Here is a 12,903-nt window from a genome sequence, read left to right as displayed (position 1 = left end):
ACCCCCCTTTTGTAATTACAATCTCATTTTCAATACACCTCGCAGCATACGTCGCCAGCTTTGTCCCTTTTCCAGCGGAATAGCTTTCAATTCCTTTAATAAGCCCGATCGTTCCGATGGAGATTAAGTCCTCTGCATCCTCACCTGTATTTTCGAACTTTTTCACAATATGGGCGACCAAGCGAAGATTATGCTCAATCAGCATGTTTCTGGCATGTTCATCCCCTTTAGCCATGAGCTCTAAGTATTTTTTTTCTTCGCTGCTTGAGAGCGGTTGTGGAAAGGCATTGTTTTTCACGTAAGATACTAAAAAGACAAGCTCTTTAACAACAAAGCCGAGCGCTGCGAAAACACCTGTCACCATCGTCACCTCCACAAAAGTATGTAGGCAAAAGCCTATATGTAAATGTATGTGACCGGGAGGCTGTCTGTGTCTGTACCGGGAAATTTCTCGCGGGGGAGTCCGGCTTTTGTAAGCAGCATACTAACTTCAAATGTTAAAAATAATCTTTATCAAGCGCCCATACATTGAAGTGAACAAAGATATGGGGGGATGGGAATGAAAAAATGGATGGCAGGCCTGTTTCTTGCTGCAGCAGTTCTTCTTTGTTTAATGGTTCCGCAACAGATCCAAGGCGCATCTTCGTATGACAAAGTGTTATATTTTCCGCTGTCTCGTTATCCGGAAACCGGCAGTCATATTAGAGATGCGATTGCAGAGGGACATCCAGATATTTGTACCATTGATAGAGATGGAGCAGACAAAAGGCGGGAGGAATCTTTAAAGGGAATCCCGACGAAGCCGGGCTATGACCGGGATGAGTGGCCGATGGCTGTCTGCGAGGAAGGCGGCGCAGGGGCTGATGTCCGATATGTGACGCCTTCTGATAATCGCGGCGCCGGCTCGTGGGTAGGGAATCAAATGAGCAGCTATCCTGACGGCACCAGAGTGCTGTTTATTGTGCAGTAATAAAGAAGAGGCTCTTTCTTGAGCCTCTGTTGTTACAATCCTTCGCCGTACTGAATTTTCGGGGGATAGGTTTCTGCTTTTCGCCAATATTGGCGTGTGCCGTCGTCCCGTACAACGATGCCCAGCTGTGCCAGTTCGAGACGGAATTCTTCAATATCGTCTTTTTCTTCGTCCTGCAGCGCTTTGTCACGAGCTTTTAATAAGGCATGGGCGCCTTGCGATAGGTCTGGTGCATCAGGAATCCATCGGCGAAATTGATCTTTAAACGGATCACCATCTGTTGCCCATTCGTAATGATGCTGTCTAAAGGCCTTCTCAACGTTTACTGTTTTTTCATCAATTTCTTCCCGTACCAATTCATATCCGGCTGTTCCCAGGAGGACAAGCCGTTTGTGATCCATAAATACAAGAGCGATGTCATCGGAATGAATTGTTTGCACTTTTTTTCCTTTGATGAATTCCACTGTGTGATCTGTAATTTTGACAGACAGCAGCATTGCAATAACAGAATGAGCGAACCAAATCCCCGCACACATACCGAGAAGAGCAGTGATAAATGCAGCTGTAGATCCCTGAAAAGAGGTAATGAGCCGAAGAGGTCCTTCAAGAGGGATCCACGGGAGGGATAATGCCCATTTCGCAATCTGCGGGATAAAATACCCGATTGCAAAACCGATGATTGCAAGTGCAGCGTATAAAAAGAATACAGCGGTTTTCGTAACTCCAATAAGAGTATGAGATTGATTCTGCAACATGTCACCTTCTTTTTACTGAAAAAATCGAAATCCTTCCCATATTTTAACTTAAACTGATGGTAAATCAAGGATAAAGCGATAATTATGGATATAAAGAGATTCAGTAATAGAACTGGCAGGCGCCGTCGGTCATGAAAAATAAAATTTACATGCGCAGACGATGTAAGCCCCATTTGTTTTCTGCGTATCACAATACAATCCAAAGGGAACATAAAGAGTAAAGGCTTTTTAGACAATCAGGAGGAACAGATATGAAAATCGGATTAATCGGCTTAGGGAAAATGGGCATAAACATAGGAAAGCAATTCATTGACCGCAATCATCAAGCGGTAGGATATGATGTAAATCAAGCGGCTGTTGATGAACTGAAAGCATACGGGGCTGAGGGGACAACGAATCTTAAAGAGTTAATTTCTTTATTAGACCCGCCGCGTATCCTATGGGTTATGGTACCGCATAGCATTGTCGATGCTGTTTTGCGTGATGTATCACCTTTATTAAGTAAAGGCGATATGATTATCGAAGCTGGAAACTCTCATTATAAAGAATCAATTCGCCGCTACAATCAAATGAAAGAAGCGGGTATCCATTATCTCGATGCCGGAACGTCAGGCGGAATGGAAGGCGCACGGCATGGAGCCTGTTTTATGGTGGGGGGCGACCATGAAGCATGGGAGATTGTGGAACCGCTTTTTCGTGATACCGCCGTCGAAAATGGTTATCTATACGCTGGTGAAGCGGGAAGCGGACATTTTTTAAAAATGATCCATAATGGAATTGAGTATGGAATGATGGCCGCGATTGGTGAAGGATTTGAAGTGCTTGAAAACAGCCAATTTGATTTTGACTATGAGAAGGTTGCCAGAGTGTGGAATCATGGTTCTGTCATTCGTTCTTGGCTTATGGGACTGACTGAGCGAGCTTTCTCTAAGGATGCGAAACTGGATCAGATCAAGGGCATTATGCATTCCTCAGGTGAAGGAAAATGGACGGTGGAAACCGCGCTTGATCTGCAGACGGCAACTCCGGTCATCGCCATGTCACTGATGATGAGATACCGTTCTTTAACAGACGATACGTTTACAGGAAAGGTGGTCGCTGCGCTTCGAAATGAATTTGGAGGCCATGCGACAGAAAAAAAGTAAGGGGGCCAAACAAGCCGCCTTATTTTTTTGGCACCTTCAGAAGATGAGGGAACTTTTTATAAATGACCACCATGATGATCAGAATATATGTACCGTAAATGCTGATAGACAATAATTTATTGCTGGTGAAATTGGCACCTGCAATAGTGACAACAACAATATTGGGGATTTTCCCTATTAAAGACGCAAAGAAAAAAACATGCCAGCGAACTTGGCTCAGCCCGCAGATCACGTTCATTACAAGTGAAGGTATGACAGGTATCAGCCTTCCTAATAAAACAGCGGTAAAAGCGTTTTTGTTGAAGGAAGCCTCGTAGCTCTGTATGGCAGGATAGGCCTGAACTTTTTTTCTGGCCCAATCTCTAAAACTGTACCTGGCGAGAAAAAACAGCAATATTGTACCAAGCATTGAGCCGGTCAGTGTAATCCAAATTCCATTTGCAGTCCCGAACACTGCGCCATTTAAAGCAGCAATCAAAGCAAACGGCACTATTGGGAAAAAAACATCGGCAGCAATCAGCAGCATACTAAATAAAACGGAAAACATCCCTCCTGCTTTGATTGCATCAAGCCAAGCTTCTTTCTGAAAAAAACCGACTGCAATGATAGCAATAATCACAAGTATACCTATTACTTTTTTTAACATGTCTATGGTCACTCCCAACTTAGGTGATGTCAGGAGCCAAAACCTCCGTCATCTAAATTAGTATAACTGGTGCCATTTCAGCGGTTCAACTGAAAACCAGGTTGAGAACACAATTCTTTTTTACCTCATAAAAAAGGCTGTCCATCTCTCTGTTTTCTGCATTCTTAATAATAGGGAGGGATAGAAATGGTAACCATAAAAAAGGATTTTATACCGGTATCAAATGATAATCGTCCTGGCTATGCGATGACGCCTGCTTATATTACGGTGCATAATACAGCGAATACAGCAAAAGGCGCTGATGCGAAAATGCACGCCAATTTTGTAAAAAACCCGAGCACATCCGAAAGCTGGCATTTTACAGTTGACGATTCAGTCATTTATCAGCATCTCCCGATAGATGAAAACGGCTGGCATGCGGGAGACGGTACAAACGGGACAGGAAACCGCAAATCGATCGGGATTGAAATCTGCGAAAATGCTGATGGCGATTTTGAAAAAGCAACATCAAATGCCCAGTGGCTGATCAGAAAGCTGATGAAGGAAAACAATATTCCGTTAAATCGTGTTGTTCCCCACAAAAAATGGTCTGGGAAAGAATGTCCGCGGAAACTCTTGAACCACTGGAACTCTTTTATAAACGGAATTTCTTCCTCGGATACACCTCCAAAAGAACCTTTACCATCATATCCTCTGCCGTCTGGGGTTATAAAGCTCACTTCGCCTTATCGAAAGGGCACAAACATTCTCCAGCTGCAAAAGGCTTTAGCTGCACTTCACTTTTACCCTGATAAGGGAGCCAAAAACAATGGCATAGATGGAGTTTACGGACCGAAAACAGCGAATGCCGTCAAGCGTTTTCAGCTCATGAACGGATTAACTGCAGACGGGATTTATGGGCCAAAAACAAAGGCCAAGCTTAAATCGAAGTTAAAGTAAATGCAGGATTTAACGGATAACCTGTTTCCAGTGCGGATCCAGGTTATTTTCTTTTCTTTGGTTTGTGTGTTTTTCAGATTGGAAAGAAGGGAATTTTAAAAAATCATCAGCTGCGCCGCAATGAAAGCAGAATGATATTCACTGAGGGGGACACGTTAACTATAGGAAAAAACAGTGATAGCGAAAAACTCTTCATTGAACGAAGAGAAACAGAGGTATAACATTAAGGTGAGGCTTTTGGGGGTGTAAAGATGAAACATTTTATCATCCTTTTCCTTCTGCTGTTCGTTACAGCAGGATGCGAGGGAAGGGGATACGAAGACGTTGTAGCATTTGGTGACAGCAATACGCGTGGCTCTAATTGGGATTATCGCGATTATCCAAAAGCACAGCAGTGGGTCAATATATTAAAAACAGCTGAGCGCGGTAACCTTGACATACTCAATGCGGGAATCGGCGGACAGACGACAGAGGATGCCCGTCTCCGATTTCAGACAGATGTGCTGGATCAAAAACCGAAGTATTTGTTTATTATGTTCGGCACCAATGACGCTGCCATACTGACTGAGGGGAAACCGAGAGTGTCGAAGCAGCGTTTTAGAGAAAATCTGGTTTATTTTATTGAAGAAAGCAGAAAACACGGAATCAAGCCAATCTTAATGACGTGTATCCCAATTATAGAAGGTAATGGGAAGCATCATTTGTTTTACTATTCCAGATATCAAGCAGCTGCTTTTGAACCAAAAGGCGGAGCAAGGAAATGGCACAACTCATATAACGATATTACAAGAGATGTGTCGAAGCGCCTGGATGTCCCTCTTGTAGATAACTGGAAGCATTTTATAGAAGCAGACGGCGGAAAAGCAACTGATGAAGCGCTTATCCAATCTGGTCTTATAGATCCTTCTGGAAATCATATGACACCTAAAGGGGCAAGGATCGTATATGAAGGAATACAAGATGGGCAGATCCTGCAGCGTTGAGCCGGACAACCGCCTAGTCCGATTTATTTCTCCTACATAGGCTGTTATAAAACCTTATTAAGGAGGCGCTTCACATGTATGGCGCAGGCAGAGCATATGGATACGCTTTTATTGTTGTTTTAGTTGTTGTTCTCCTGGTTGTGGGCGGCATATACTGGTTAGCATAATAACCGGCCCTTTAAAACACCTCTTTTTAGGGGTGTTTTTTGCTGAAAATAGTAGTAAAGCGCGCAGCCAAAGTGATATAATATCAGTCATCTGAGTAAAAAAAGGAAATACGCCCGGAAAAAATAGACAAATTCCTATTAAGAAGATACGGAAATAATATGTCCGAGCGATCTTCTTTTTATTTCGTTTTCAATTAACTCGATAAAGTCACGGTTTAAATTCATTTCGGTGGCTTTGAAATAAGATTCTATTAGTAATTCATCAGACAGTTTTCTCATGCTAGGAACCCAATTAATGGGAGAGGCACCTCCTTAAAAGTTGGAATCATTCATGATTTTAACGCATACAATGATAAGTTGCGTTCATCTGAGGTTGAAGTTATCTTTAATCTACCATGAAATGCATATAAGAACAATCGTTCTGTTATCCACACCAAAAAGTGGATAACTTGTGAGTATCGTGTTTATAATTTGTCTAAAGAGTGATGTAATAAGAGTGGATAGTGTGTGTAAATTTATCCACACCTGGTGAAGAAACCCAATTTTTGTCGAAATTTTTTTGCTCAGTTTTTATTTAGGCGCAAGTTCGATTTTTTTCGACAATCATTTTGAGAGAAAGAAAAAAGGGAAGGGTGCGGGTTTTGTTAAAAAAGTTTTTTTTACCTGACGAGTTTGTAAAAAATATTTTTCATATTACACCTGAGAAATTAAAGGAACGAAATGTAAAAGGAATTATTACTGACCTGGATAATACGCTTGTTGAATGGGACAGGCCGAACGCGACGCCGCGATTGATCGAGTGGTTTGAAGAAATGAAGGAACACGGCATTAAAGTGACAATTGTCTCTAATAATAACGAAAGAAGAGTGAAACTTTTCTCAGAACCGCTTGGAATCCCATTCATCTATAAAGCCAGAAAACCGATGGGTAAAGCCTTTAATAGAGCGGTGCGCAATATGGAGCTGAAAAAAGAGGACTGCGTTGTCATCGGAGACCAGCTGCTGACCGATGTACTCGGGGGAAACCGAAACGGCTACCATACGATTTTGGTCGTGCCAGTCGCTTCCTCTGACGGATTCATTACGCGCTTTAACCGCCAGGTCGAACGCAGAATACTGAGTGCTCTCAAACGAAAAGGGCACATTCAGTGGGAGGAGTAAGAAATGGAAAAGGTTGTTTGTATCGGGTGCGGAGTTACGATCCAAACCGAGGACAAAACAGGTTTGGGGTACGCGCCGCCTGCATCACTTACGAAAGAAAATGTGATTTGCCAGCGTTGCTTCAGACTGAAAAACTATAATGAAATACAAGATGTCTCCTTAACTGATGATGATTTTTTGAACATTCTTCACGGTATTGGAGAAACGGACTCTCTTGTCGTAAAAATTGTTGATATTTTTGATTTTAACGGCAGCTGGATTAATGGGCTGCAGCGCTTGGTGGGGGGAAACCCTATCTTATTAGTTGGCAATAAAGCGGATATTTTGCCTAAGTCACTGAAAAGAGAGCGTCTGATCCAATGGATGAAGCGTGAAGCGAAAGAGCTTGGCTTAAAACCGGTTGACGTATTTTTGGTCAGTGCGGGACGCGGCCAGGGAATCAGAGAAGTAATTGACGCGATTGAGCATTACCGCAACGGAAAAGACGTCTATGTTGTCGGATGTACAAATGTAGGAAAGTCAACCTTTATTAACCGGATTATTAAAGAAGTGTCAGGTGAAGAAGATATTATTACAACATCCCAATTTCCTGGCACAACCCTTGATGCGATTGAAATCCCGCTGGATGACGGTTCATCGCTTTATGATACACCTGGAATTATCAACAACCATCAAATGGCGCATTATGTCAATAAAAAGGATCTGAAAATATTATCTCCTAAAAAGGAGCTGAAGCCTCGCACATTCCAGCTTAATGATCAGCAAACACTGTATTTTGGCGGACTTGCAAGGTTTGATTATGTGTCTGGGGAAAGATCTCCTTTTATTTGCTATATGCCGAATGAGCTGATGATTCATAGAACAAAACTTGAAAATGCAGACGCGCTTTATGAAAAGCATGCAGGGGAATTGCTCACACCTCCGGGTAAAGATGAAATGGATGAGTTTCCGGAATTGGTCGCCCATACGTTTACGATAAAAGACAAAAAGACAGATATCGTTTTCTCTGGGTTAGGCTGGGTTACTGTCCATGACGCCGATAAAAAGGTAACTGCATACGCGCCAAAAGGCGTTCATGTATTTGTTCGGCGTTCATTAATTTAAGAAAAGGGGAGAGGAGCATGAAAAAGCTGTACGGGGTTATCGGAAATCCGATTGGCCATTCTATGTCACCTGATATTCATAACGCATCATTGAAAGACCTCGGGCTTGACGGACATTATCATGCCTTCAAGGTAGAAGAGAATGATCTGGAGGATGCGGTAAAAGGAATAAGAGCTCTAGGCGTACAAGGAATCAATGTGACTGTTCCGCACAAGGTTTCCATTATGGATTATCTGGATCATATTGATGAGAGTGCAAAAGTGCTCGGTGCCGTAAACACGGTCAGAAGAGAGGGAGATAAGCTTGTCGGATACAATACCGATGGGGAAGGCTTCGTGAAGTCATTAATGAAGGTATTAGACAAGCCCATCTCTGAACTGTCATTCTTAATGATCGGCGCTGGCGGAGCGGCGAGAGCCATTTTTACAACAATTGTCCGAAATACCCCGAAAAAATTTGACATTTGCAACCGGACGTTAGAAAAAGCAAAGCGGCTTACAGAAGCTACTCCCTCGTTTCACAATAAAGAAGTATTAAGCATAAAAGAAGCAGAAGAACGTCTTGAGCAGTATGATGTTATCATCCATACAACGTCTGTGGGCATGTATCCGAACGTGGACGATGTGCCGCTTTCATTACAGCGTGCCGCGAGCAGTGCCGTCGTATGTGATATCGTGTATAATCCAATACAGACGGCCCTTTTAAAAGAAGCAAGCCAAAAAGGCTTGAAAACACTCGACGGTGTGGGCATGTTTGTTGAACAGGCAGCATTGTCTTTCCAATTGTGGACTGGACAAGAGCCTAATATTGAAAAAATGAGATCCATTGTAATAGGAAAATTAGGAGGAACAGAATGTTAACAGGTAAACAAAAACGTTTTTTGCGTTCAAAAGCGCATCATTTAACGCCGATTTTTCAAGTAGGTAAAGGCGGAGTAAACGACAACATGATTAAACAAATTGCTGAGGCGCTTGAAGCGAGAGAGCTCATTAAAGTCAGCGTGCTTCAGAATTGCGAAGAGGATAAAAACGATGTAGCGGAAGCTCTTGTAAAAGGAAGCCGCTCTCAATTGGTGCAGACAATCGGCAATACGATTGTGTTATATAAGGAATCAAAGGAAAATAAACAAATCGAGCTTCCTTAAAGGTGGTTGAAATGAAGAAAATCGGAATTTTCGGAGGCACGTTTGACCCTCCGCATAATGGTCACCTCTTAATGGCGAATGAGGTGCTGTACCAGGCAGGGCTTGATGAAATTTGGTTTATGCCTAATCAAATTCCGCCGCATAAACAGAACGAAGACTATACCGACAGCTTTCATCGCGTGGAAATGCTAAAGCTTGCAATTCAATCTAATACGTCCTTTAAGCTGGAGCTTGTTGAAATGGAAAGAGAAGGACCGTCATATACCTTTGATACCGTTTCTTTACTGAAGCAGCGTTATCCAAATGATCAGCTGTTCTTTATTATCGGTGCTGATATGATTGAATATTTGCCGAAATGGTATAAGCTGGACGAGCTGCTGAACCTCATTCAATTTATTGGAGTAAAGCGCCCCGGTTTTCATGTTGAAACCCCTTATCCGCTTCTCTTTGCAGACGTTCCGGAATTTGAGGTATCATCAACTATGATAAGGGAACGGTTTAAAAGCAAGAAGCCCACTGACTACTTAATCCCTGATAAAGTGAAGAAGTATGTAGAGGAGAATGGTTTATATGAATCGTGAGGAGGCACTTGCATGCGTGAAGCAGCAATTGACCGAACACCGATATATCCATACGGTTGGCGTGATGAACACGGCGATCGAACTTGCGGAGCGTTTTGGAGCCGATTCTAAAAAAGCGGAAACAGCGGCAATCTTTCATGATTACGCCAAATTCCGCCCGAAAGAAGAAATGAAACAAATTATTGCGCGAGAAAAAATGCCTGCGCATTTATTGGATCATAATCCGGAGCTCTGGCACGCTCCGGTCGGCGCTTATTTGGTCCAAAGAGAGGCAGGGGTTCAAGATGAAGACATTCTTGACGCCATTAGGTATCATACCTCAGGGCGCCCCGGCATGACACTTTTAGAAAAAGTCATTTACGTTGCTGATTACATTGAGCCAAATCGGGCATTTCCCGGTGTCGATGAGGTGCGTAAGCTTGCTGAGACAGATTTGAATCAAGCGCTGATTCAGTCCATTAAAAATACAATGGTTTTTCTTATGAAAAAAAATCAACCGGTTTTTCCAGACACATTTTTAACGTATAACTGGCTTGTGTCTGGCAGCTGAACAGGAGGAATTTGTGAATGAACCAAAAGTCCATTTTAAAGATCGCAGCTGCGGCTTGCGACGATAAACGGGCAGAGGATATTTTAGCACTGGATATGGAAGGTATTTCTCTGGTTGCTGATTATTTTCTGATCTGCCACGGAAATTCAGATAAACAGGTACAGGCGATTGCCCGTGAAATCAAGGATCAGGCTGATGAAAACGGCATTCAAGTTAAAAAGATGGAAGGCTTTGATGAAGCAAGATGGGTTCTCGTTGATCTAGGCGATGTGATTGTCCATGTCTTCCACAAGGATGAAAGAAGCTACTACAACCTTGAAAAGCTGTGGGGAGACGCTCCGCTCGCAGATCTTGATCTTGGAATGAATCAATGATTTATCAAGGCTTTGCAAGCGTGTATGACGAGTTAATGTCACACGCTCCTTACGATCAATGGACAGAATGGATTGAAGCATCTCTCCCGGAAAAAGGCCGTATTCTCGATCTAGCATGCGGCACGGGGGAAATCTCCATCCGGCTTGCCGAAAAAGGCTTCGAGGTTACAGGCATCGATCTCAGCGAAGAGATGCTTTCTTTCGCCCAGCAAAAGGTATCGAGTAGCCAGCCTATTTTATTTCTTCAGCAGGATATGAGAGAGATTACCGGCTTTGACGGTCAGTTTGACGCTGTTGTGATATGCTGTGACTCATTAAATTATTTAAAAACAAAAAATGATGTGATCGAAACCTTTAAAAGTGTATTTCGGGTATTAAAGCCTGAAGGCATTTTGCTGTTTGATGTCCATTCATCTTATAAAATTGCGGAAGTCTTTCCGGATAGCACATTTGCTGACCAGGACGAAGATATCAGCTATATCTGGCAGAGTTTTGCCGGAAGTGGCGAGCTTTCTGTCATTCATGATATGTCGTTTTTTGTGTGGAATGGAGAAGCGTATGATCGTTTTGATGAGACACACGAGCAAAGAACGTTCCCGGTGGAAGAATACGAAGAAATGCTTAAGAACTGCGGCTTTCAGCTCCATCGCGTGACAGCTGATTTTACGGATACCGAGCCATCAGCACAATCAGAACGCCTCTTTTTCAAGGCGCAGAAATCAAAAACCATCGTTTCTTAAAACGATGGTTTTTTAAAATGCTTTTTTATGCTTTTGCAGTACAGACGAAAGTATGACATACTCGTCTACACATGAAACTGCTTTTTCACTGCGGAAATATCCTCCTCGTACTTCATATGAGTATTTTGAAATACCCGGTGAAACATATCCTGCACACCGCTTTCCAGCGCTTTAATGCCTTCTCCTGTTACACCGCCTTTAACGCAAACCTTTTCCTGTAATGCAGGCAGGGTATACAATTCGGTTTCTAACAGTTTTCCCATTCCGACAAGCATTTCCTTACACATCAAAATCGCGTCCTGTTTAGACACTGATGTCTCCGAAACAGCTGCATCTATAAACCGCTGGATCAGATAGCTCATAAAAGCAGGGCCGCAGCTTACGATGTCTGATGCAACCCTCGTGATGTCACTTTCAATTTGCAGCGGATGAGAGATATGCTGCATCAGCTCATTGATTTTCGCTTTTGCAGATTCGCTGCAGCTTGTGCCGAACGTGACGAGAGAAACACCTGCCAGCGCTCTGTTCGTAATACTTGGGATCACTCGCGCCACTTGACACGGCACATATTGTTCGAGCTGTTCGGTTTGAACGGGGCTTGTAATTGAAATGAGAATATGATCTTTTCTTAAATAAGGTAGCGCTCTTGCCAGTAAAGGATATATATCAAGCGGCTTAACACAAATAAAAATCATCTCGTTCTCAGAAACGAGCTTTTCGAGACTTTCGGTAACGTTTATGCTGTTGTAGCGGTTTTTTATGTGTAACGCTTTTTCAATTGTGCGGTTTGTGATTGTTATGTTTGAGGGATCGGCTGCTTTTGATTCAATAAATGATTCGATAAGGATCGTACCCATATTTCCTGTGCCGATAAAGCCTATCTTCAATGGTTTCCCCTCCTTTGAGCTATTATCCTCTAAACCATATGTGTTATGAAAATAAAATATGACGAAAGCGGGGAACATGCACGATGAATTGGTTGAATCAGCATAAGAAAGCAATTATTTTAGCGGCTTCTGCGGCTGTTTTCACAGCGATTATGATCTTTCTGGCCACAGGGAAAAATAAAGAGCCGGTGAAGCAAGCTGTACCAACAGAGGCAGAAAATACAGTGGTAAAGCAGGAAGCAAACAACGACGAGTCAAACGGAACAATTGTGATAGACATCAAAGGTGCTGTTCAGCATCCTGGCGTTTATGAAATGCGAACAGGGGACAGAGTATCTCAGGCAATTGAGAAAGCGGGCGGGACCAGTGAACAAGCAGACGAAGCGCAAGTAAATTTGGCGGAGATTCTGCAGGACGGGACAGTGGTGTACATCCCGAAAAAGGGAGAGGAAACAGCAGTGCAGCAAGGTGGCGGAGGGTCTGTTCAAAGCGATGGAGGGAAGGGAGCGCTGGTGAATATCAATACAGCAACCTTAGAGGAGTTACAAGGCATCTCAGGGGTGGGGCCATCCAAAGCTGAAGCTATTATTGCATATCGGGAAGAAAACGGTCGTTTCCAAACAATTGAAGATATCACTAAGGTTTCAGGAATAGGTGAAAAGTCATTTGAGAAAATAAAGTCTTCCATTACAGTAAAGTGATTTGACGGTCATGCATTATGATAGGTAAACTAAAGGTCAGGCAATACAACATTTGGA

17 protein-coding genes and 1 pseudogene are annotated in these 12,903 nt (G+C 42.9%); 13 read left to right on the top strand and 5 right to left on the bottom strand.

Annotation, left to right across the window (positions count from 1 at the left end; translation table 11 throughout):
* Positions 1-13: 13 nt before the first annotated feature.
* Positions 14-364, bottom strand: a pseudogene (locus tag ACZ07B_RS03920) (sigma-70 family RNA polymerase sigma factor); the annotation flags it as partial.
* A 195-nt stretch (positions 365-559) separates the two neighbouring features.
* On the opposite strand from ACZ07B_RS03920, the gene nucB reads away from it, so the two are divergent.
* Positions 560-970, top strand: coding sequence for a sporulation-specific Dnase NucB (gene nucB / locus ACZ07B_RS03915; protein WP_009967785.1), 411 nt, complete (start codon positions 560-562; stop codon positions 968-970).
* Between the two features lie 32 nt (positions 971-1,002).
* On the opposite strand, the gene ACZ07B_RS03910 is transcribed toward nucB, so the two are convergent.
* The gene (locus ACZ07B_RS03910) at positions 1,003-1,725 is read right to left on the bottom strand and encodes a YqeB family protein (RefSeq protein ID WP_464876910.1); all 723 of its coding nucleotides are present in this window, start codon (positions 1,723-1,725) and stop codon (positions 1,003-1,005) included.
* A gap of 251 nt (positions 1,726-1,976) precedes the next feature.
* Between ACZ07B_RS03910 and gnd the strand changes: the two genes are divergently transcribed.
* Positions 1,977-2,870, top strand: coding sequence for a phosphogluconate dehydrogenase (NAD(+)-dependent, decarboxylating) (gnd, locus tag ACZ07B_RS03905; protein WP_046160611.1), 894 nt, complete (start codon positions 1,977-1,979; stop codon positions 2,868-2,870).
* A 19-nt stretch (positions 2,871-2,889) separates the two neighbouring features.
* Here gnd and ACZ07B_RS03900 read toward each other — a convergent pair whose 3' ends face one another.
* Positions 2,890-3,516 (bottom strand): TVP38/TMEM64 family protein, encoded by a 627-nt coding sequence (locus ACZ07B_RS03900; RefSeq protein ID WP_217019472.1) that lies wholly within the window; start codon positions 3,514-3,516, stop codon positions 2,890-2,892.
* A 186-nt stretch (positions 3,517-3,702) separates the two neighbouring features.
* On the opposite strand from ACZ07B_RS03900, the gene cwlH reads away from it, so the two are divergent.
* A complete protein-coding gene (gene cwlH, locus ACZ07B_RS03895) occupies positions 3,703-4,455 on the top strand; it encodes an N-acetylmuramoyl-L-alanine amidase CwlH (RefSeq protein WP_041351697.1) in 753 nt (250 codons plus the stop codon).
* A 251-nt stretch (positions 4,456-4,706) separates the two neighbouring features.
* Complete coding sequence (locus ACZ07B_RS03890; protein ID WP_003229964.1) at positions 4,707-5,438, top strand: SGNH/GDSL hydrolase family protein; 732 nt, start codon at positions 4,707-4,709, stop codon at positions 5,436-5,438.
* Between the two features lie 305 nt (positions 5,439-5,743).
* Here the strand turns inward: ACZ07B_RS03890 and sda are convergent, their stop codons facing one another.
* Positions 5,744-5,884 (bottom strand): sporulation histidine kinase inhibitor Sda, encoded by a 141-nt coding sequence (sda, locus tag ACZ07B_RS03885; protein ID WP_003226124.1) that lies wholly within the window; start codon positions 5,882-5,884, stop codon positions 5,744-5,746.
* A 362-nt stretch (positions 5,885-6,246) separates the two neighbouring features.
* Here sda and ACZ07B_RS03880 point away from each other — a divergent pair, with 362 nt between their 5' ends.
* From ACZ07B_RS03880 to ACZ07B_RS03845, 8 genes are read left to right on the top strand one after another with little or no spacing between them, the layout of a single operon-like run.
* Positions 6,247-6,765 carry a YqeG family HAD IIIA-type phosphatase gene (locus tag ACZ07B_RS03880; RefSeq protein WP_003226126.1) on the top strand — a complete coding sequence of 173 codons (519 nt, stop codon included), beginning with the start codon at positions 6,247-6,249 and terminating at the stop codon, positions 6,763-6,765.
* Positions 6,766-6,768: 3 nt separating this feature from the next.
* Complete coding sequence (gene yqeH / locus ACZ07B_RS03875; RefSeq protein WP_003229966.1) at positions 6,769-7,869, top strand: ribosome biogenesis GTPase YqeH; 1,101 nt, start codon at positions 6,769-6,771, stop codon at positions 7,867-7,869.
* Between the two features lie 17 nt (positions 7,870-7,886).
* Positions 7,887-8,729: a shikimate dehydrogenase gene (aroE, locus tag ACZ07B_RS03870; RefSeq protein WP_003229967.1), complete on the top strand. Its 843-nt coding sequence runs from the start codon at positions 7,887-7,889 to the stop codon at positions 8,727-8,729.
* Positions 8,723-9,013 (top strand): ribosome assembly RNA-binding protein YhbY, encoded by a 291-nt coding sequence (gene yhbY / locus ACZ07B_RS03865; protein WP_003226133.1) that lies wholly within the window; start codon positions 8,723-8,725, stop codon positions 9,011-9,013. The genes aroE and yhbY overlap by 7 nt, the downstream gene beginning before the upstream one ends.
* Positions 9,014-9,024: 11 nt before the next feature.
* On the top strand, positions 9,025-9,594 hold the full coding sequence (locus ACZ07B_RS03860; RefSeq protein WP_024572404.1) for a nicotinate-nucleotide adenylyltransferase: 570 nt from the start codon (positions 9,025-9,027) through the stop codon (positions 9,592-9,594).
* Positions 9,584-10,144, top strand: coding sequence for a bis(5'-nucleosyl)-tetraphosphatase (symmetrical) YqeK (gene yqeK / locus ACZ07B_RS03855; RefSeq protein ID WP_014480316.1), 561 nt, complete (start codon positions 9,584-9,586; stop codon positions 10,142-10,144). The genes ACZ07B_RS03860 and yqeK overlap by 11 nt, the downstream gene beginning before the upstream one ends.
* Positions 10,145-10,161: 17 nt before the next feature.
* Positions 10,162-10,518 (top strand): ribosome silencing factor, encoded by a 357-nt coding sequence (gene rsfS, locus ACZ07B_RS03850; protein ID WP_014480315.1) that lies wholly within the window; start codon positions 10,162-10,164, stop codon positions 10,516-10,518.
* Positions 10,515-11,258 (top strand): class I SAM-dependent DNA methyltransferase, encoded by a 744-nt coding sequence (locus ACZ07B_RS03845; RefSeq protein ID WP_029946669.1) that lies wholly within the window; start codon positions 10,515-10,517, stop codon positions 11,256-11,258. Before rsfS ends, ACZ07B_RS03845 begins: the two co-directional genes overlap by 4 nt.
* A 65-nt stretch (positions 11,259-11,323) precedes the next feature.
* Here ACZ07B_RS03845 and comER read toward each other — a convergent pair whose 3' ends face one another.
* Positions 11,324-12,145 carry a late competence protein ComER gene (gene comER, locus ACZ07B_RS03840; protein ID WP_024572261.1) on the bottom strand — a complete coding sequence of 274 codons (822 nt, stop codon included), beginning with the start codon at positions 12,143-12,145 and terminating at the stop codon, positions 11,324-11,326.
* Between the two features lie 83 nt (positions 12,146-12,228).
* Here comER and comEA point away from each other — a divergent pair, with 83 nt between their 5' ends.
* Positions 12,229-12,846, top strand: coding sequence for a competence protein ComEA (gene comEA / locus ACZ07B_RS03835; RefSeq protein ID WP_130572582.1), 618 nt, complete (start codon positions 12,229-12,231; stop codon positions 12,844-12,846).
* The last annotated feature ends 57 nt before the right edge of the window (positions 12,847-12,903 follow it).

This window comes from Bacillus sp. 9.4 (genome assembly GCF_055486415.1).
Note: the sequence above shows the minus strand (reverse complement) of the source record. Positions and strands in the feature narration are given on the sequence as shown.